Genomic DNA, 18043 nt, shown 5'->3' with positions numbered 1-18043 from the left:
ATCTCGTGCTTTACCTCACCGACGTTGCCACCATATCGCACAAGTACGAGCGCAAGCTCTTTGCTGAAGAGTGAAAAGCCGCCGGTTGATTGTCGTAACCTGCACAAACCAAGAGGTAGGACATGCACAAGTTCACTGTTATCGTCATGGATCAAATCGAGGCTGACACCGCTGAGGAAGCAGCCCTGCTCATGTATCAAGGGCTGGCCAATGGGCCCTTGCCTTTGCGCTATTCGGTCACTGATGAGACAAGCATCACCACCGATCTGGTGCTTGATCGGCAAACGGCAGATGATTTCGCCCGTCTCGATCATACTGCAGACCCGGGCAACTGGTGATGCTCCGAGCCTCAAAGTCACCGAGCATGTGCCAAAAGTGTGTGGCCACCATCTCTATAACTCAAGATTGCGCGGGTCATGAGCTATTGCATGGTGGTTCAATCACTCATCTGGAGCCGTACGCGCCACCGAGGCTAGATGATCCATGCCTTGGAAAACTTCACCATTCCCCTTAAATGCCTTCGTTGAAGGTCGGTGTCCTCACCTATTCCAAAAGATCGAGAATGATTTATTGAACGTCCGACATCGGCGGCTGCAGGAGGATTGCGTTATGGTTGGCGACAGAGAAAAGACGAGAGGAAGGCCCGGCCGGAAGCCTTTGAAAGACGCGGCCTCATCATCCGTCCAGGTGCTCGACCGCAGCCTTAGACTTCTGGAACTCGTGGCTGAGGGTGATGGGGCTGTTCTGAGCGAACTCGCCGAGCAGTCCGGGATGGCAACCTCCACTGTGCACCGACTTCTCAATTCCCTCGCCCAGCATGGCATGGTCGCCCATGACGGTGAGACCGGTGCGTGGACGGTCGGCGTAAAAGCCTTCGAGATCGGGACGGCCTACATGCGCTTTCGCAAGCTCGGCACGATCAGCCGGCCGTTTCTGAAGCAATTGATGGGCGCGTGCGGCGAGACGGCAAATATCGCCATCGAAGAGGATGGCGACGTCGTCTTCATCTCGCAGGTGGAAAGCCACGCACCAATGCGCGCCTTTTTTCGCCCCGGCCGACGCGGGCCAATCCACGCATCCGGGATTGGCAAGGCCATCCTATCGACGTGGCCGGACAAGCAGATCGAAGCCCTGCTTTCCGGCCGCTCGCTTGAACGGTTCACTGACAAGACCCGCGACAGCTTGGCCTTGCTGCTGCAGGATATTTCCGGGATTCGATTGCGTGGCTGGTCGATCGATGACGAAGAGCACACACTTGGCATGCGCTGTGTAGCGGCGCCGATTTTCGACGAATACGGCGAAGCCGTCGCAGGCATTTCCGTTTCGGGGCCGGCCGTCCGTATGCCTGACAACAAGCTCGAGGCGGTCGGCCCACTCGTTCTTGCGGCGGCCAAGGGCTTGACCAAAGCAATGGGGGGCCGATCGCGGCCCCTGTTGTCGATAGATGTCGCCAGCCAGGGCTGAGCCAAAACCGGACTATCAGGCCGTTTCCAGCGTCCGGGGTGCTTTCGACGCATTTTCCTTTCGGACCTTTGCCTTCATCGGCCTGCCGCCGACGTAGACTTCGGCGATGCAGCGGTCGTCACCCATTGTCTGGAGAATGAAGAGTTCTTCGGCAAGCGATGTCACGGTATGCATGCGATATTCCATCGCTGACTTCGCCCTGGAATCAAGGATGACGATATCGGCATCGGCGCCAGCCTCGAGCGAGCCGATTGATCGTTCAAGCCCGAGTGCGAGAGCGTTGCCCCGCGTCATGCGGTAGAAGGAATTCAGCGGAGTGAGCCGCTGACCCTGCAGGTGCAGCACCTTGTAGGCCTCATCCATTGTCTCCAGCATAGAGAAGCTTGTGCCCGCCCCGACATCGGTTGCGACGGACCATCGCCCACCAAGCTTGTCGAAACGCGCAGCGTCAAACAGCCCTGATCCAAGAAAGAGGTTCGATGTCGGGCAAAAGACGGCGACCGCACCTGTTTCGCAAAGAGCGCCGACCTCCCGATCACTCATGTGGATGCAATGGCCTAGCAGCATGCGATCATTCAGCAGGCCGTACCGCGCGTAAATATCCGTATAATCCTTCGCTTCGGGATAAAGGGACGTGGCAAAGGTGATTTCATCACGATTTTCGGAGAGATGCGTCTGGACGTAGCAATCAGGGTGCTCGGCAACCAGCGCCCTGCTCATGTCCATCTGCTCAGGTGTGGAGGTGATGGCAAACCGCGGACTGATGGCGTAGCGTGCGCGGCCGCGGCCATGCCATTTCCCGATGAGCTGCTTCGTCTCGTCATATCCGCGCTGCGGTGTATCGCGGAGTTCGTCCGGCGCGTTGCGATCCATCATCACCTTGCCGCCGATCACGCACATGCCACGCGCTTCAGCTGCTGCAAAATATGCGTCGACGCTTTCCGGATGAACCGAGCAGTAGGCGACAGCAGTGGTGGTGCCGTTTGAAAGCAGTTCGTCCATGAAACGGTCGGCCACCTCTGCTGCGTGAGCGGCACGCGCGAACTTTTGCTCCTCGACGAAAATATAGGTGTTCAGCCATTCGAGCAGCTGCGCACCATAGGAGGCTATTGCCTGGGTCTGCGGAAAGTGCAGATGCGTATCGATAAAGCCTGGCAGAATGAGGTTCGGCCGGTGATCCACAACCGAAAGATTGGCGCCTGCCTCTCTGCTGATGTCGATGTAGGAGCCGAGCGCTGCCACCTTGCCGCCTCGCACAAGAACTGCGCCATCCTCGATATAGCGGTAGGACGATGTGTCATCGATGCCCTTGGGTTCGGCGACGAATGTCAGCACGCGGCCGCGGATAAGAATGTCGTTCATTGAACTTTCTCCGCGCTGATGGCGCTTTCGTACCAAGAGACAAGGAGGCGACGCTCCTCGTCGGAGATCTGCGTGACATTGGCCGGGGGCATGGCATGCGAGCGGCCAGCCTGCAGGTAGATCTCGCGAGCATGGGCGGCAATGTCCCTATCCGTATCAAGCACGACGCCCTTTGGCGGCGCGATGATGCCCTCCCAACCCGGCTCCTTCGCGTGGCACATCGAGCAGCGTCCCATCACGGTGTCGCGGACCTTGGGAAAGGCTTGAGCGGCGATGAATGGCTGCTGGTTGGCCGAGATCCTGGCATCTTCCGACTGACCCGTCAGCACCTTCGGGACCGTCGAGAGCCACATGATGGCAATGAACAGGAGCGCTGTGACAAGCCATGTCCATGTCGGATTGCCTGCATTGGCGTGGCGGGTATTGAAATAATGGCGGATCGTAACGCCCATCAGGAAGACGAGAGAAGCAATGATCCAGTTGAACTGGGTGCCGAATGCCAACGGATAGTGGTTGGACAGCATCAGGAACAGCACAGGCAGGGTCAGGTAATTGTTGTGCGTCGAGCGCTGCTTGGCGATCTTCCCGTACTTAGGGTCGGCCTTGCGGCCGGCGATGAGGTCGGCGACGACGATCTTCTGGTTCGGAATGATGATGAAGAAGACGTTCGCGGACATGATCGTCGCGGTGAAGGCCCCGAGATGCAGGAACGCAGCGCGACCCGTGAAGAGATGGGTGTAACCCCAGGCAACGCCGACCAGGATGAAGTACAGCGCCACCATCAGTCGTGTATTGTCATTGCCGAAGGGCGACTTGCAGATAACATTGTAGGTGATCCAGCCAAGCACAATCGAACCGAGCGATATCGCGATCGCGGCAGGCTTTGATACATCAAGGACGTTGGGGTCGATCATGTAGAGGTCGGCGCCGGCATAATAGACGAGACAGAGCATGCCGAAGCCGGAAAGCCAGGTGACATAGCTTTCCCATTTGAACCAGACCAGGTGGTCCGGCATGTTGGCGGGCGCAACGAGATACTTCTGGATCTGGTAGAAGCCTCCGCCGTGAACCTGCCATTCCTCCCCGAACGCGCCCAGTGGAAGATCGGGCCGCTTTTTCAGGCCAAGATCGAGCGCGACGAAATAGAAAGACGATCCGATCCAGGCGATCGCCGTGATCACATGCAGCCAGCGGACGGCGAACGTCAGCCAATCCCACGCGATAGCATATTCGTACATAGGGACCTCCCAGTTCTTGAGTACGGTTCTGCCATCGCGCGACTTCCCCGAAAATCCCGGTTAATCCTCGAACACTTTCAAAAAAATCTATAAGATCGCGCCGGTGCCCCTCGCGCAACGGTGTGGTAAAAACTCTCATGTCCTATCTCGACAATGTGCGTGTCTTCGTCCGGGTGATCGAACTCGGTACACTTTCAGCCGCGGGACGCGACCAGCGCGTGACCCCTGCGGTCGCCAGCAATCGCATCAAGGAACTGGAGATCCACCTCGGCGTCAGGCTGTTCAACCGTACGACCCGTAAGCTGTCGCCGACCGAGCATGGCCGCGTATTCTACGAAGGGGCGGTCAAGATCATCGAAGCGGTGAATGAGGCAGAGGCAGCAATCGCGGATCTGTCGCGCAATCCCAAAGGCTCGCTCAGAATTACCGCGCCGCTCGGCATTGGCCGCAGGCTGATCGCATCCGGCATCCCGGAATTCCATGACAAGTACCCGGATATCGAAGTGCGGGTGCGCCTTTCGGACCATAATGTCGACATCCTTGCCGAAGGTGTTGATGTTGCCTTCAAGCTTGGCGTGCTCGAGGATTCGAACCTGCACATGCGCGGCATCCTCAACTGCCAGCGCGTCTTGTGTGCCTCTCCGGCCTATATCGCGCGGCGCGGCCTGCCCGAAAACGCCGATGCGCTGATCGCCGACAAGCACGACTGTCTCTTGCTGCGCTATCCGGGTTCGAAGGAATATTTCTGGATGCTGGTGACCGCCGACGGCCCGCGCAAGTTCGATGTGGCTGGCCCCTATGACAGTGACGACGGCGATGTGCTGACGCAATGGGCACTGGAGGGTCGCGGCATCATCAACAAGCCGCTCTTCGAGGTAAAGGCCGATCTCAATGCAGGCCGCCTGGTGGAGATCCTCAAGGATAGCCCGCCAGCCTCTGTCCAACTCGCGGCAATCTATCCGCACAAACGCTTTCAGGACCCGAAGGTCCGGCTGATGATCGATTTCATGGCTGATCGTTGTCAGCGCTTGATCGGAAAGCTGCTCGAAGAGGAACCGGCTGTCGAGGCAGTTGCCGGCTGATTGCGCGACGCCGACCAGCTGAGCGCCGCAGTCGTGATTTCTGCTGCGGCAAGGGTCGCAATAACGGCCGGACGTTTGTCCTTAACTGCCGTTCCGCCAATCGGGCAGACGAGGTTGGCAAGCAGTTCTGGGGCACCGACCTCGCGTGACAGCCAGTTGCGAAATGTTGCCTTCTTCGTCTTCGAGCCAATCATGCCGACATAGGCGGCGTCCGGGCGCTGGAGCGCTTCGGCAGCAATCAGGAAATCCAGGGCGTGATCATGTGTGAGGATCACGAAACTGCTGCCGGCCGGTGCATCACGCACCACCGCTTCTGGCACGGCCGTCAGGCAGGTTTCGATGTGAGGGGCGGTCGAGGCACTGAGCTCGTCTTCCCGCGTATCCACGAGAACGACGCGAAGCGGTGCCAGCGACAGCGCATAGGCGAGTGCATCGCCGACATGGCCGGCGCCGAACACATACACATGAGGGCGTGTTGCGATGTCACGGTCGTTGCGTGCGATGAGGTCCCTGGCGATATCAGGGTTGAGCGCTGTGAAGACAAGGTTGACGCGACCACCGCAGCACTGGCCGATCTCCGGCCCAAGCGGCACATTCATCGCCGCAGCCGGGATCCCGAGGCGCAATGCCCGGCGTGCCTGATCGATGGCCATATGTTCGAGCTGGCCACCGCCGATGGTCGCAAAGGTTGCCCGTTCCGAAACGAGCATCCAGGCATCGGTGTCGCGCGGCGTGGAGCCTGCAGCGCCTGCCACCTCGATGAGGATAGATGCCGGTTCGCGTCGGATAAAATCCCGGATATTTTCGCGCGCTCCAAGCATCGGTCCTATCCCTTTTTCCCTGCCTTGACGCGCTCGATCGCCATCAGCACCCGCTCAGGCGTTGCAGGCGCATCGAGGCGCGGGCAGATCCGGTGGTCGGCAACGCTTGCCACCGCGTCCGAAAGCGCATGAAGCACGGAAAGCCCAAGCGGCAGCGGCGGCTCACCGACCGCCTTCGAACGATGGATGGTCGGCTCGTAGGCCTGTGACCAGTCTGTCAGTTCTACGTTGAAGACCTTGGGCCGATCGGATGCAAGTGGAATCTTGTAGGTCGATGGCGCATGGGTTCTCAGGCGCCCCTTTCCGTCCCACCAGAGTTCCTCCGTCGTGAGCCACCCCATGCCCTGGATGAAGCCGCCCTCGATCTGGCCGATATCGATGACCGGGTTCAGCGAGCGCCCGGTATCGTGAAGGATGTCGGTGCGCTCGACGATATATTCACCGGTCAGCGTGTCGACGGAGACCTCGGAGCAGGAAGCGCCGTAGGCATAATAGTAGAACGCGTGACCACGACCCTTGGAGCGGTCCCAATTTATCTTGGGCGTCTTGTAGAAACCGGCTGCAGAGAGCTGGACGCGCGCCATATAGGCTTTCTTGACGAGCACCGGGAAGGGAATTTCCTCAGCGCCGATGCGCACGCGGTTGGGAAGGAACAGCACCTCGTCGCGCGAAACCTTGTAAGTCTCCGCCGCAAACGCGATCAGCCGCTCCTTGATCTGGCGTGCGGCGTCCTGCGCCGCCATACCGTTGAGGTCCGCGCCTGACGAAGCGGCGGTTGGAGAGGTGTTCGGTACCTTGGCGGTCGTCGTTGCCGTGATCTTCACCCGGTCGAGGTCGATCTGGAATTCCTCCGCCACGACCTGCGCCACTTTCAGATGGAGGCCCTGCCCCATTTCCGTGCCGCCGTGGTTCATGTGCACCGAGCCATCGGTATACACGTGGACCAGAGCTCCTGCCTGGTTCGACTCCGTCTTGGTAAAGGAGATCCCGAATTTCACCGGAGTGAGAGCAATGCCGCGTTTGACAAGCCGGCTCCTGGCATTGAACTCCTGGATTGCCTGCCGGCGTCCGGCATAGTCAGCACTCTCCTCCAGTTCCGCGACGATGCGCTGGATGATGCAATCCTCCACCTTCTGGTGGTAGGGGGTGAGGTTGCGTTCGCCCTTAGCGCCCATCGGGTCGTAAAAATTCAGCTTGCGGATCTCAAGCGGGTCCTTGCCAACCGCAAATGCGATCTCATCGATGACCCGCTCTGCGCCCACCATGCCCTGCGGGCCGCCGAAGCCACGGAAAGCAGTGTTGGAGACGGTGTTGGTGTAGAGCGGGGCCGACTTCGCGCGAACGTGCGGCAGGAAGTAGGCATTGTCGCAATGGAACAGGGCACGGTCCCCGACCGGCCCGGAAAGATCCGCGGAAAAACCCGCCCGGAGCGCAAAGGTGTAATCAACGGCAAGGATGCGACCCTCGTCATCAAAGCCGATATCGTAGTCGATCGCGAAATCATGCCGCTTGCCGGTGGCAACCATGTCTTCATCGCGATCGAGGCGGATCTTGACGGCGCGCTTCAGCTTCTTGGCAGCAATGGCGGCGATCGCGGCGCATTGGTTGGCCTGGGTTTCCTTACCCCCGAAGCCACCACCCATGCGTCGTACCTCGACGGTCACTGCGTTGCTCGGCACGCCAAGTGCATGAGCGATCATATGCTGCGTCTCGCTCGGCCCCTGGGTTGAGCAATAGACGATGACGTCGTCGTCTTCACCGGGAACGGCCAGCGATACCTGGCCCTCGAGGTAGAAATGGTCCTGACCGCCGAGGCGCATGCGACCGGTCACTCGTCGTGGGGCGCCAGTGAGGACAGTCGTTGCATCACCGCGTTCAAGGGTCAGCGGCGTGACGACCTGGCGATGGCTCGACACGTCCAGATCCCAGATATCGATTTCGGCCGGCAGTTCCTCATACTCGATTTTTGCCAGACGGGCGGCGCGACGCGCCTGTTCGCGTGTTTCGGCAATCACGCAGAAGATCGGCTGGCCATAAAACTCGACCTTGCCTGATGCAAGCACCGGATCGTCATTCATGTAGGAGGGGGAGATGTCGTTGACCCCGGGTACATCCGCATGGGTCAGGACAGCGACCACGCCCGCGGCAGCACGCACGGCGGAAAGATCCACCGACTTCAGGATGCCGTGCGCCACGCTCGAAAGACCGAGGCCGGCATGCAGGGTACCAAAGGGTTCGGCGATGTCATCGATGTAGACAGCGGTTCCCGAGACATGCTTGCGAGCGGAATCGTGCCTTGGGCTGGAATGGACGCCGCCCGTGATCGTTTCGAGCTTGAGTTCGGTAGTGTGCTTGTTCATCGGCTTACGCGGCCTCGTATCTGTGCACCTTGACGGGTGTCGGGCTCAAGGTTGTTTCCATGTAGAAACGGAGCAGGAGGTTTTTTGCAACGAGCGCGCGATACTCTGCTGTGGCGCGCATGTCTGATAGCGGCGTGTAGTCTTCTGCGTATTTCTCCATCGCAGCCTCCACCGTCGCCTCGGTCCAGGGTTGACCGATGAGCGCCGCCTCGACGGCATGGGCGCGCTTTGGCGTGGCAGCCATGCCCCCATAGGCGATGCAGACAGATGTAACAGTACCATCGTCGGCAAGCGCCAGACGGAACGCGGCCAGCGTCGCGGTGATGTCCTCGTCGCGGCGCTTGGTTACCTTGTGGATGGCAAATTTTTCGTCTGCCTGCGGGACTGGCACATGCACCGCCTCGACGAACTCGCCGGGCTGACGATCCTGCTTTCCGTAGGCGATGAAAAAGTCCTGAAGGGCAATGGTGCGTCGTGTTGCGCCCCTGCGCAAGGTCAGCGTGGCACCAAGAGCAATGAGCGCCGGCGGCATGTCGCCGATCGGCGAGCCGTTGGCAATATTGCCCCCGATCGTGCCCATGTTGCGCACCTGCTGGCCACCTATCCTGGCAATGAGCTCAGCGAGCGGCGAAATTTGCTGCGACAAGACCGCCACCGCTTCGCTGTAGGTCACACCAGCACCGATGGAGATCAGGCCATCCTTCATGGTCATGGACTTCATCTCATCGAGCCCGGCGATGAAGACGACCGGCGTGATGTCCCGCATCTGCTTTGTCACCCACAAGCCGACATCGGTGGATCCGGCGACGATCGTGGCATTGGGTGAGGCCTCGAGAATGGACGCGAAGTCGTCGAGATTTGCCGGGACAACCAGGCGATCCTTCCCTTCGCCAATCTCGACGCGCGCACCGTCGCGCAAACCCTTCAGCCGCGCGATCATCGTTTCGCGTTCGAGGAGGAGCGGATCATTATCCGTCCCGCCATAGGCGGAAATCGCCCTCGCCGCACGCAGGATCGGCTCGTAGCCGGTGCAACGACAAAGATTGCCCTGCAATGCCGTCTCGATCTGCTGGTCGCTCGGGGATGGGGTTTGCATCCACAGCCCGTAGAGCGACATGATGAAACCGGGAGTGCAGAAGCCGCATTGTGAACCGTGATAATCGACCATCGCCTGTTGCACGGGATGCAGGTTGCCCTCGCTGCCGGACAGGTGCTCGACGGTGACGACGTGGCAGCCGTCCAGGGACCCGACAAAGCGGATGCAGGCATTAACGCCCTCGTAGACAAGGCTGCCCCCGGTGGTCAGGCGGCCAACGAGCACAGTGCAGGCTCCACAGTCGCCCTCGGCACAGCCTTCCTTGGTGCCTTTGAGCTGACAAGAGAGGCGCAGCCAGTCAAGCAGCGTCTGGTCCGGCGCGACCCCCGTCAGTGCAATGTCCTGTCCGTTCAGAATGAAGCGCAGCTCGTGGCGGATTGCAGGTCCCGTCATTGTTTAGCTCCCGCGGTAGGTGGAATAGCTGTAGGGCGAGACGAGCAAGGGAACGTGATAGTGCGCGTCCTCGTCGGTCACGCCAAAGCGGAGGGGGATGAGATCGAGAAAGCCGGATGCGGCGGCGATGCTTCGGAAATAGTCCCCGGCATGAAACCGCATCTCATAGGTGCCAGTCTTCAGCGCCTCGCCCGACAGGAGCGGCTCGTCACAACGGCCGTCGTCATTCGTCTCAGTGGTCTTGAGATGATGCAGCGCATCGTCCTCGACTCTGTAGAGGTCGATCCGCAGCCGATCGGCGGGCTTGCCATTGGCCGTGTCCAGCACGTGGGTCGTGAGGCGCCCGGCACCTTGCGAATCTGACTGCATGTTTTCTCCCAGAACAGAACACTCCTCTTCCACTATCCGACAGGACGATTTCCCTGAAAAGCAGCGAGATCCTTGAAGACTTTCAAATTTTCCAGGGGGAATGGCATGCATGATTTGAGTTTACAAACCAGCATGGACCAGAGGACTGACGATGCGGCGAAGCGGAGCAGATCGCGCCGTGAGCCTGTTCGCCGAGATCCACCGGGCGGCGCGTTGCGCCGGCCGAGCAGTAAGGGCGGCAGGACGAACGAGAGAGAAGAGGAATGAAAGAGATTGAGATAAGGCCGCTGAGCCGGGCGGCATTTTCCCCTTTCGGGGAGGTGATCGAGATGGAAGGCGCCGACAATTTCCCGATCAATGCGGGACGGTGCATCCGGTACCACGACCTCGCCAGGATCGAGACTACGGGCGAGAACGCGCGTCCGATGATCAGTCTTTTCCGCGCCGAACCCTGCCAACTACCACTGGTCCTTGAGCTGGTGGAGCGCCATCCTCTCGGAAGCCAGGCCTTCATCCCTTTGACTGATAGGTCGTTTCTGGTCATCGTCGCCGAGGAAACGGGAAATGGGCCCGGTGAACCGCTGGCGTTTCGAACAGGACCCGGACAGGGGATCAATATCGCCCGCAACGTCTGGCACGGCGTCCTCACGCCGCTTGATGCCCGCTCGGATTTCGCGGTGGTGGACCGGGGCGGCGACGGCAACAATTTGGAAGAACATGTTTACACTGAGCCCTTCCTTGTACGCTGATCACGGCCGCGATGTTTCATCGTTGGCCTGCCGTGCCACTGTCGCCCGTCTCCTCTATGCTGATGGGCTGACTTGTTCCTGCAGCTTATCCAAAATTGCTGAGATATAAGGACAGCAGTTGAGTCTGTGAGGAAATGCCAAGCTTGCGATAGACATTGCGTCGGTGAACTTTCACGGTGCCAGTCGAGATATTCAGCTTCAGGCCGATCGATTCCGAGGAATGGCCCTGCAAGACGAGCTCGACGATCGATGCCTCGCGACTTGTCAGGTTGAGGTCCCCCCATACGGCATCGGCGGGCGAGATATGCTCGCTTTGGCCCCGCTTGCGTCGGCGTTTGCCGCGCTTGGCCAATTGAGCATCGAAGCGTGGTGCAAGCCCCGCCCAATAGTGTCTGACCATGCTCGCAACGAGTGGCCTGGCTTTTTTCAGCGTCTCGAATTCTCGTGGCGGGAAGACACCGGTCTCCTCGCGGCGCATCAGCGACAAGACGATCGTGATGTCGTCGTCGGCGTTGACGAAGAAGCCAATTTCCTCGGCAAGTCCGGTCTGGACGTAGTAGGTGCGATAGTACTCGCTCGAGTAAAAGCGGTCGGGCGCCAGCTCGCGCATCCTCAGCACGCCTTCGCGGCGTTCGCGCGCGGTGTGGTAAAACGGGTCGAGCAGGTAGGGACCCGCCTGATAGAGGGTTACGAAGACGACATGCTCCTGTGTGTCGAACGTGTTATAGAGATCGATCGGCCGTTCTTTCCCGCGGTAGGCGAAGACAACCACATAGTCGAAGCGTACAAGTGAGCCCATCATCTGGCGGAGCGTGTCGCCGAACTCGACATCCGCCATAGCCGGCTTTCCGATCGTTGCGTTGAAGGCGCCGAACAGTGCCTCAAGGTCGGTGCTCATTGACGGATTCCCTTTGCCGCCCACGCGGAACTGCGCATTATCTCATATACACCTTCCACGAAGCCATGCGTGCTTAAATACCCCTTTCGGGGTATATACCTTGCGAGGCGCTCAGGCTTACTCTTTCCTTAACGACGGTGGCATTAAGGCAGCGCAGACTGCCAGATTCAAACCAACCGCAGGGAACAGACGTGGCATCCGCTTCGACGAACGATATCGAATTCCGTTCGGTCACAAAGAACTATGGCGCTGTGACCGCCGTGACGGACATCAACCTCAATGTGCCCAAGGGAGCGTTTCTCGCGCTCCTCGGCCCTTCCGGCTGCGGCAAGACGACATGCTTGCGCATGATCGGCGGCTTCGAACAGCCGAGCGATGGCGCGGTCCTGATCGACGGGCGCGAAATGAATGGCATTCCAGCCTATCGCCGTCCAGTCAACATGGTGTTCCAGCACTATGCGCTGTTTCCGCATTTCAATGTCGAACAGAATGTCGCTTACGGGCTGAAGCAGATGCGCCCGAAGATCGCAGCCGCCGAAATCGATCGCCGCGTTGCCGAGGCATTGGAGATGGTGCGACTGGGAGGCTTTGCCAAGCGGCGCATCCACGAGATGTCGGGCGGCCAACAACAGCGTGTGGCGCTAGCCCGCGCCATCGTCAACCGCCCGTCGGTTCTGCTGCTCGACGAGCCGCTTGCAGCACTCGACAAGAAGCTGCGCTCTGCCATGCAGATCGAGCTGCAGACGCTGCAGCGCGAGCTTGGCATCACGTTCGTACTCGTCACGCATGACCAGGAGGAGGCTCTATCGATGGCCGACGTCGTATGTGTGATGAGCGCGGGACAGATTCGCCAGCTCGGGACGCCCCAGGAAGTCTACGATCGCCCGGCCGATCTCTTCGTTGCCGATTTCGTCGGCAAGACGAACCGTATGTCCGCGACGATGGAAGCCGACGGCAAGACACTCCGGCTGGCGGATGGCTCGGCAATCATGCCTGGCACGCGCCTTGCGCCGGGCAAGGCGATAGCGGCCCTCCGTCCGGAGGCAATCCATCTGACACGCGGCAAGGCGGCAACCGCGACTTCGCTCAAGGGCATGGTGACGCACCGCATCTTTCTCGGCTCATCGGTCGAATATGCGGTGAGCGTGCCTCAGCTTGGCGACTTTCTGATCACTGCGGACCGGCGCAGCATGAACGAGAGCGATCTCGTGGAGCCGGGCGAAGAGGTTTTCCTCGGCTTCGACCCCACTGCCGTACATGTTTTTCCAGCATCGAATGCATAGACCAAAACACGGGAGCAGCATCATGAGCAAGGATTACAAGGACAATCTTCCCATTTCCGCCGAGGCCTTCATGGACGAGTTCATGCGGCTGAAGCGTGGCTCGATCAGCCGCCGCCATTTTCTCGGCGTCACCGGCCTCGGTCTTGCGACTGCCGTTCTGTCGCGCTTGCCCGGCGCACTTTCGACGCCCGCCTATGCCGCAGAAGACCTCGGCACGCAGATGTCGATCGCGACATGGCCTAACTATCATGATCCCGCGACCTTCGAGAACTTCAAGGCTGCAACGGGCGTTGCGGTCGAGGTGAACGTCTTTGGCTCGAACGAGGAGATGCTCGCGAAGCTGCAGGCCGGTGCTTCTGGCTGGTCGCTATTCGTGCCGACCAACTATACGATCTCGACCTACCATAAGCTCGGCCTGATCGACGAACTCGATCTTTCGAAGGTTTCGAATTTCAGCCAGAAGGACGAGAGCCCGCGCTTTACCAAGGAAGGCCAAATCGACGGCAAGACCTACGCCTTGCCGAAGAACTGGGGCACAACCGGCTTCTCGGTTAACACCTCGAAGCTCAAGACGAAGCTCTCGAGCTGGAAAGACTTCTTCGAAATCGCCCAGACAGAGGCCGATGGCCGGGCCATGGTGCATGATTATCAGCTGACGACGATTGGCAGCGCGCTGGTTTCGCTCGGCTACGATTTCAATTCGATCAAGCCGGAAGAGCTTGCGAAGGCCGAGGAGCTGCTGATCAAGGTCAAGCCACATCTGTTCGCAATCAACTCGGACTATCAGCCGTCGATGCGGTCGACAGATGCGTGGCTGACGATGTGCTGGACGAACGACGGCGCGCAGCTTAACCGCGACATGCCTGAACTGGCCTATGTGCTCGGAACGGACGGAGGCGAGATCTGGACGGACTACTACGCGATCCCCAAGGATGCGCCCAACAAGGCCGCAGGCTACGCCCTGCTCAACTATCTGATGGACCCGCAGAACGCGGTGAAGGAGCACATCGCAAACGGCGCGCCGACGACCGACAGTCGCGTCATATCGCTCCTGCCGATGGACGTCACGTCAAACAAGATCGTCTATCCGGACGAAGCTGCGCTTACCCCACTGGAGTTTGGTGCCGCCGTCACGCTGACCGATCCAAGCCGTGCCGAGCTCATGGCGCGCTTCAAGTCAGCCTGATCCAACCAGGCAATTCCGGTTCCCGCACCGATGGGGACCGGTTTGCCTCCCTCAATCCGCGGACAAGAAGACGCAATGCCTCTGACACTTGCCACCAAGCGGCGCCTTGTGACTGCTGCCCTCGTTGGGCCAGCGAGCATCTGGCTGTTCGTCTTCCTGGTGCTGCCTTTTATCGCCATCATTGTCTTTGCGTTCGGGGAGCGCGCGCCAGAAGGCGGATATCAGGCGGCATTCACCTTCGCACAGTTTGCCAATCTCGGCTCTCGGGCGACGGCTTTCGTCAATACGCTGATCCTGGCGCCGATCGGGGCGGCGGCCTGTCTGCTGGTCGCCTACCCGGTTGCCTATTATCTCGCTGTCAAGGCGAGCCCGCAGCGCCGGCTGCTCCTCGTGTCGCTGGTCGTCGTGCCGTTCTGGACCAGTCTTCTCGTCCGCACCTACGCCTGGATGTATTTGCTGGGTGCACGCGGAATTCCGCATCTTCTGGAGCTCTTCGGTATCGAGAATGTCCGGCTCATCAACACGCCGGGCGCGGTTCTGCTCGGGATCATCTATGGCTACCTGCCTTTGATGATCATGCCGATCTATGTCAGCCTCGAAAAGCTCGATCACCGCCTCTTGGAGGCATCCGCCGACCTCGGCGCAAAACCCGTCTCGACGTTCCTCGGCATCACGTTGCCATTATCGCTGCCGGGTGTCATGACGGGCGTGGCGCTGGTGACAATCCTCCTGCTCGGCGAGTATCTGATCCCGCAGTTGCTCGGCGGCGGCAAGGTATTCTTCATTGGCAATGCATTGGTCGATCTTTTCCTGCAGTCACGCAACTGGCCGTTCGGATCGGCGATTGCGGTTACTCTGGTCGCGGTCGTCGTCGTGGTGCTTCTCGTCGCCATGCGCATCGCCTGGCGTGTTGCGGGTACCCGTCAGGTGGATCTCGTTTGATGCGCGTCCTCGTCAGCTCCGTCTATCTGTTTCTCTACACGCCGATCGCGCTGGTCGTCTTGTTCTCCTTCAATTCTGGACGCAATGCGAGTGAGTTCGTCGGCTTCTCGACGCAGTGGTATGGGAAAGCGCTTTCCAACGTCTTCCTGATGGAAGCGCTGCGCAACAGCCTGATCGTCGCTTTAACAAGTGCCGTGCTTGCCGCGATCTTCGGGACGATGGCGGCCATCGGCATGGAGCGGCTGGGGACGCGCATGCGCGCTGTTTTCGACGGCCTCTTTGCTGCGGCGATCGTTGTTCCCGGCGTCGTTATCGGCATCGCGACGCTGGTGGCGCTGGTCGAGGTGTTCGGCTTCATCAATCCGTTGATCGCAGTCGTCTGGCCGGGTAATCAGCCGCCGAAGCTCGCGCTCGGATACGGTTCGATCATTGCCGCGCACGGCCTCTTCACCATGGCGCTGGTGACAATGATCGTGAAGGCACGGATCGCCGGTTTGGGGCGCGACATCGTTGAAGCTTCTAGCGATCTCTACGCGACGCCGCTGACAACATTCCGGCAGATCGTGCTTCCGCAGATCATGCCGTCGATCCTGGCGGGTTTTCTGCTCGCCTTTACCTTCTCATTCGATGATTTCATCATCGCCTTCTTCGTCGCCGGATCGAATACGACGCTGCCAATCTATGTCTTCGCTTCGATCCGCCGGGGCGTGACGCCTGAGATCAATGCGATTGCGACGATGGTGCTCGTTGCCTCGCTGGCCCTCATTCTCATCGCGCGCTTCCTCATGCGCAAAAAGACAACCTAAAACCGTCCGGGGGAAATGCATGATACTCAAGGACCGCATTGCAATCGTCACCGGAGCAGGCTCGGGCATCGGGCGCGCCGGGGCGCTCATCATGGCACGAGAAGGCGCCCATGTGATCATCGCCGATCTTGATCTCAAGAACGCCGCGGAGTCCGTCAGCCAGATCACGGCGGCAGGCGGCAGTGCCGAAAGCCTCGTGGTCGATGTGACCGACGATAAGGCACTGGAGGCTGGAATTGCGGCGGTTGCCTCACGCCACGGCCGCATCGACATCCTTCATAATCACGCAGGTGCGCAGGTGGCTGGCGACCTGGAGCAAGTTGCCGTCGACGGTTTCGACAGGTCGTGGAGCCTGAATGTGCGGGCGCATTTCATGGCCTCACGCTTCGTGATGCCGCTTATGAAGAAGGCCGGCAAAGGCGTTATTCTCAACACCTCGTCGTCATCCGGCGTGCTCTACGACCGCGAAATGATCGCCTATACGACGACGAAGCATGCCGTCATCGCCATGACGCGGCAGATGGCGGGCGATTACGCAAAGTTTGGAATCCGCGTCAACGCGCTCTGCCCAGGCTGGGTCGACACACCCTTCAACGAACCGTTTATCGCTCAGATGGGCGGGCGAAATGCCATCGAATCCTATATCAGCGCGCAAGTGCCACTCGGACGTTGGGCTGACGTGTCCGAAATTGCCGAGCCGATACTCTTTCTGGTATCCGATCGGTCTTCTTATATGACTGGCCAAATCCTGATCGTCGACGGTGGCGAAACTGTTGTCTGAAATCCTCGCCAGCTAATCGCTGGCAAGGACTCATTCGGAACCGGCAGAGCAGTCTTCATGGACAACACCCAATGCGACTGGCAGGTTGAAAACACACAGTTGGAGAATTGGGAAATGATCATCCGTTCATGGCGGACCGCTGCCGGGTCAGCGGAAGTCCTCGACGCCTATCATATCACCTCAAGACGACCACCTTCGTGGAAATGGCGGAGCGGCCGGGTGAGTTCGACGATGCTGTGGTGAAGCCGAGCCGCAAAAACTGCTGAAGTCCTTTGATCTCAAGGTCGCGTTCTTTGAGACCTTGGTGTCGACAGGCGTGATCGCCGGCCATGACCATGAGCCTTCGGCAGATTTATTGGCTGAGCGGCAGGTCGGTCCGCTGTAAGGCTCCGAGAGCGATCATTGCGAAGCCGCGTCCGGCGGGGAAGGCCTGAAAGTCAGCCCGGGGCGCCCAGATATGCGCGACGTCGCCAACATTCGGCATTTTAGCAATGTGATATACGCTCCGATAAACCTCGCCGTGTTACAACCCTGAGAGGTTTTTCAGGGGAAAGACATGAAGTTTCCAACGATGGTAGTGTTGAGTTCGGCAGCAGCATTCCTGGGAGCCGGTGGCTATACTTTATTGCCGGAATTCATGTCCGCTCCGATCAAGTCTTCGTTTACCGCACAGTCGCAACCGATGATCATCGACAACGGAGTGATCGTCCAACGAGGCACAGCCTGCAACATCAAGGGTAATGTCAGCATCGATTCCGGCGAACGAATTTATCACGTACCAGGCCAGCACTATTACGAGGCTACGAAAATATCGCCGCAGTATGGAGAACGCTGGTTCTGTTCCGAGCAAGAAGCTCGTGCCGCTGGCTGGCGAAAGGCGGGCTACTAGTCTCGTAAAGGAGAAATACCACTCGTTGCTACTGGGAGATTGGCGCCGAGTCCCGCCCCTTGCGCGCGCAGCGGTCATCGAGGGCGCCCTGGCGGTGGATGAGAAAGTGTCAGACAAGTTGACGGTAAGCCACCCGGATGGAAACCGGACGACATCTTAAGGCTTGTATGCGCCAGCCTTGACAATCCGATTTCATTGGTTTCTTACCTCGCACAGGCGTTTGTATTATATACATAATTGCAATTTTGCGATGGAGCACTCTGGCAATTCACCCGGACGACTACGAGACAGACGGGACCCGGGCTTGTCGGCGGGCTTGGCTGA

The 18043-nt window shown here is 59.4% G+C and carries 17 protein-coding genes; 10 read left to right on the top strand and 7 right to left on the bottom strand.

Features of this window, described 5'->3' with window-relative positions:
- The first annotated feature begins 122 nt into the window (after positions 1–122).
- Both FHX16_RS18420 and bhcR read left to right on the top strand, forming a co-directional pair.
- Positions 123–338, top strand: coding sequence for a hypothetical protein (locus tag FHX16_RS18420; protein ID WP_183756017.1), 216 nt, complete (start codon positions 123–125; stop codon positions 336–338).
- 271 nt (positions 339–609) lie between these two features.
- On the top strand, positions 610–1464 hold the full coding sequence (gene bhcR / locus FHX16_RS18415; protein ID WP_183756018.1) for an HTH-type transcriptional regulator BhcR: 855 nt from the start codon (positions 610–612) through the stop codon (positions 1462–1464).
- 15 nt (positions 1465–1479) lie between these two features.
- Here the strand turns inward: bhcR and guaD are convergent, their stop codons facing one another.
- On the bottom strand, positions 1480–2826 hold the full coding sequence (gene guaD / locus FHX16_RS18410) for a guanine deaminase (RefSeq protein ID WP_183863935.1): 1347 nt from the start codon (positions 2824–2826) through the stop codon (positions 1480–1482).
- Positions 2823–4064 carry a urate hydroxylase PuuD gene (locus tag FHX16_RS18405; RefSeq protein WP_183863936.1) on the bottom strand — a complete coding sequence of 414 codons (1242 nt, stop codon included), beginning with the start codon at positions 4062–4064 and terminating at the stop codon, positions 2823–2825. Before FHX16_RS18405 ends, guaD begins: the two co-directional genes overlap by 4 nt.
- 137 nt (positions 4065–4201) lie before the next feature.
- Here FHX16_RS18405 and FHX16_RS18400 point away from each other — a divergent pair, with 137 nt between their 5' ends.
- Positions 4202–5146, top strand: a complete 945-nt coding sequence (locus FHX16_RS18400) for a LysR family transcriptional regulator (RefSeq protein ID WP_183756021.1) — start codon at positions 4202–4204, stop codon at positions 5144–5146.
- Here the strand turns inward: FHX16_RS18400 and xdhC are convergent.
- The 4 genes from xdhC to uraH are packed head-to-tail and all read right to left on the bottom strand — an operon-like array spanning position 5086 to position 10185.
- Positions 5086–5967: a xanthine dehydrogenase accessory protein XdhC gene (gene xdhC / locus FHX16_RS18395; protein ID WP_259129618.1), complete on the bottom strand. Its 882-nt coding sequence runs from the start codon at positions 5965–5967 to the stop codon at positions 5086–5088. The genes FHX16_RS18400 and xdhC overlap by 61 nt on opposite strands.
- 5 nt (positions 5968–5972) lie before the next feature.
- The gene (gene xdhB, locus FHX16_RS18390; RefSeq protein WP_183863938.1) at positions 5973–8327 is read right to left on the bottom strand and encodes a xanthine dehydrogenase molybdopterin binding subunit; all 2355 of its coding nucleotides are present in this window, start codon (positions 8325–8327) and stop codon (positions 5973–5975) included.
- A 4-nt stretch (positions 8328–8331) separates the two neighbouring features.
- Entirely contained in the window at positions 8332–9816 is a 1485-nt protein-coding gene (xdhA, locus tag FHX16_RS18385) for a xanthine dehydrogenase small subunit (protein WP_183863939.1), read from the bottom strand.
- Between the two features lie 3 nt (positions 9817–9819).
- Positions 9820–10185, bottom strand: a complete 366-nt coding sequence (gene uraH, locus FHX16_RS18380; RefSeq protein WP_183756025.1) for a hydroxyisourate hydrolase — start codon at positions 10183–10185, stop codon at positions 9820–9822.
- A gap of 263 nt (positions 10186–10448) precedes the next feature.
- Here uraH and FHX16_RS18375 point away from each other — a divergent pair, with 263 nt between their 5' ends.
- Complete coding sequence (locus tag FHX16_RS18375; protein ID WP_183863940.1) at positions 10449–10934, top strand: ureidoglycolate lyase; 486 nt, start codon at positions 10449–10451, stop codon at positions 10932–10934.
- An 85-nt stretch (positions 10935–11019) separates the two neighbouring features.
- On the opposite strand, the gene FHX16_RS18370 is transcribed toward FHX16_RS18375, so the two are convergent.
- The gene (locus FHX16_RS18370) at positions 11020–11832 is read right to left on the bottom strand and encodes a LuxR C-terminal-related transcriptional regulator (protein WP_183756027.1); all 813 of its coding nucleotides are present in this window, start codon (positions 11830–11832) and stop codon (positions 11020–11022) included.
- A gap of 191 nt (positions 11833–12023) precedes the next feature.
- On the opposite strand from FHX16_RS18370, the gene FHX16_RS18365 reads away from it, so the two are divergent.
- The 6 genes from FHX16_RS18365 to FHX16_RS18340 all read left to right on the top strand — a co-directional run bounded on the left by FHX16_RS18365 (position 12024) and on the right by FHX16_RS18340 (position 17719).
- Positions 12024–13115, top strand: coding sequence for an ABC transporter ATP-binding protein (locus FHX16_RS18365; RefSeq protein WP_183756028.1), 1092 nt, complete (start codon positions 12024–12026; stop codon positions 13113–13115).
- Positions 13116–13137: 22 nt separating this feature from the next.
- Entirely contained in the window at positions 13138–14301 is a 1164-nt protein-coding gene (locus FHX16_RS18360; RefSeq protein WP_183863941.1) for a spermidine/putrescine ABC transporter substrate-binding protein, read from the top strand.
- Positions 14302–14376: 75 nt separating this feature from the next.
- A complete protein-coding gene (locus FHX16_RS18355; RefSeq protein ID WP_183756030.1) occupies positions 14377–15243 on the top strand; it encodes an ABC transporter permease in 867 nt (288 codons plus the stop codon).
- Positions 15243–16049 carry an ABC transporter permease gene (locus FHX16_RS18350; protein WP_183756031.1) on the top strand — a complete coding sequence of 269 codons (807 nt, stop codon included), beginning with the start codon at positions 15243–15245 and terminating at the stop codon, positions 16047–16049. Before FHX16_RS18355 ends, FHX16_RS18350 begins: the two co-directional genes overlap by 1 nt.
- Before the next feature lie 19 nt (positions 16050–16068).
- Positions 16069–16830 (top strand): SDR family NAD(P)-dependent oxidoreductase, encoded by a 762-nt coding sequence (locus FHX16_RS18345; protein ID WP_183863942.1) that lies wholly within the window; start codon positions 16069–16071, stop codon positions 16828–16830.
- A 556-nt stretch (positions 16831–17386) separates the two neighbouring features.
- The gene (locus FHX16_RS18340) at positions 17387–17719 is read left to right on the top strand and encodes a hypothetical protein (protein WP_183756033.1); all 333 of its coding nucleotides are present in this window, start codon (positions 17387–17389) and stop codon (positions 17717–17719) included.
- Positions 17720–18043: the final 324 nt, after the last annotated feature.

Source organism: Rhizobium sp. BK661 (assembly GCF_024808825.1).
In the GTDB taxonomy this organism is placed as follows: Bacteria; Pseudomonadota; Alphaproteobacteria; order Rhizobiales; family Rhizobiaceae; genus Rhizobium.
This window is presented reverse-complemented; position numbering and strand designations above follow the sequence as displayed.

What these genes read in the sequence shown, in the direction of transcription:
- xdhB (WP_183863938.1), bottom strand. Translation starts at nt 8,327, where the DNA reads ATGAACAAGCACACTACCGAACTCAAGCTCGAAACGATCACGGGCGGC.
- guaD (WP_183863935.1), bottom strand. Translation starts at nt 2,826, where the DNA reads ATGAACGACATTCTTATCCGCGGCCGCGTGCTGACATTCGTCGCCGAA.
- xdhC (WP_259129618.1), bottom strand. Translation starts at nt 5,967, where the DNA reads ATGCTTGGAGCGCGCGAAAATATCCGGGATTTTATCCGACGCGAACCG.
- uraH (WP_183756025.1), bottom strand. Translation starts at nt 10,185, where the DNA reads ATGCAGTCAGATTCGCAAGGTGCCGGGCGCCTCACGACCCACGTGCTG.
- FHX16_RS18345 (WP_183863942.1), top strand. Translation starts at nt 16,069, where the DNA reads ATGATACTCAAGGACCGCATTGCAATCGTCACCGGAGCAGGCTCGGGC.
- bhcR (WP_183756018.1), top strand. Translation starts at nt 610, where the DNA reads ATGGTTGGCGACAGAGAAAAGACGAGAGGAAGGCCCGGCCGGAAGCCT.
- FHX16_RS18405 (WP_183863936.1), bottom strand. Translation starts at nt 4,064, where the DNA reads ATGTACGAATATGCTATCGCGTGGGATTGGCTGACGTTCGCCGTCCGC.
- FHX16_RS18420 (WP_183756017.1), top strand. Translation starts at nt 123, where the DNA reads ATGCACAAGTTCACTGTTATCGTCATGGATCAAATCGAGGCTGACACC.
- xdhA (WP_183863939.1), bottom strand. Translation starts at nt 9,816, where the DNA reads ATGACGGGACCTGCAATCCGCCACGAGCTGCGCTTCATTCTGAACGGA.
- FHX16_RS18375 (WP_183863940.1), top strand. Translation starts at nt 10,449, where the DNA reads ATGAAAGAGATTGAGATAAGGCCGCTGAGCCGGGCGGCATTTTCCCCT.
- FHX16_RS18340 (WP_183756033.1), top strand. Translation starts at nt 17,387, where the DNA reads ATGAAGTTTCCAACGATGGTAGTGTTGAGTTCGGCAGCAGCATTCCTG.
- FHX16_RS18360 (WP_183863941.1), top strand. Translation starts at nt 13,138, where the DNA reads ATGAGCAAGGATTACAAGGACAATCTTCCCATTTCCGCCGAGGCCTTC.
- FHX16_RS18370 (WP_183756027.1), bottom strand. Translation starts at nt 11,832, where the DNA reads ATGAGCACCGACCTTGAGGCACTGTTCGGCGCCTTCAACGCAACGATC.
- FHX16_RS18400 (WP_183756021.1), top strand. Translation starts at nt 4,202, where the DNA reads ATGTCCTATCTCGACAATGTGCGTGTCTTCGTCCGGGTGATCGAACTC.
- FHX16_RS18350 (WP_183756031.1), top strand. Translation starts at nt 15,243, where the DNA reads ATGCGCGTCCTCGTCAGCTCCGTCTATCTGTTTCTCTACACGCCGATC.
- FHX16_RS18355 (WP_183756030.1), top strand. Translation starts at nt 14,377, where the DNA reads ATGCCTCTGACACTTGCCACCAAGCGGCGCCTTGTGACTGCTGCCCTC.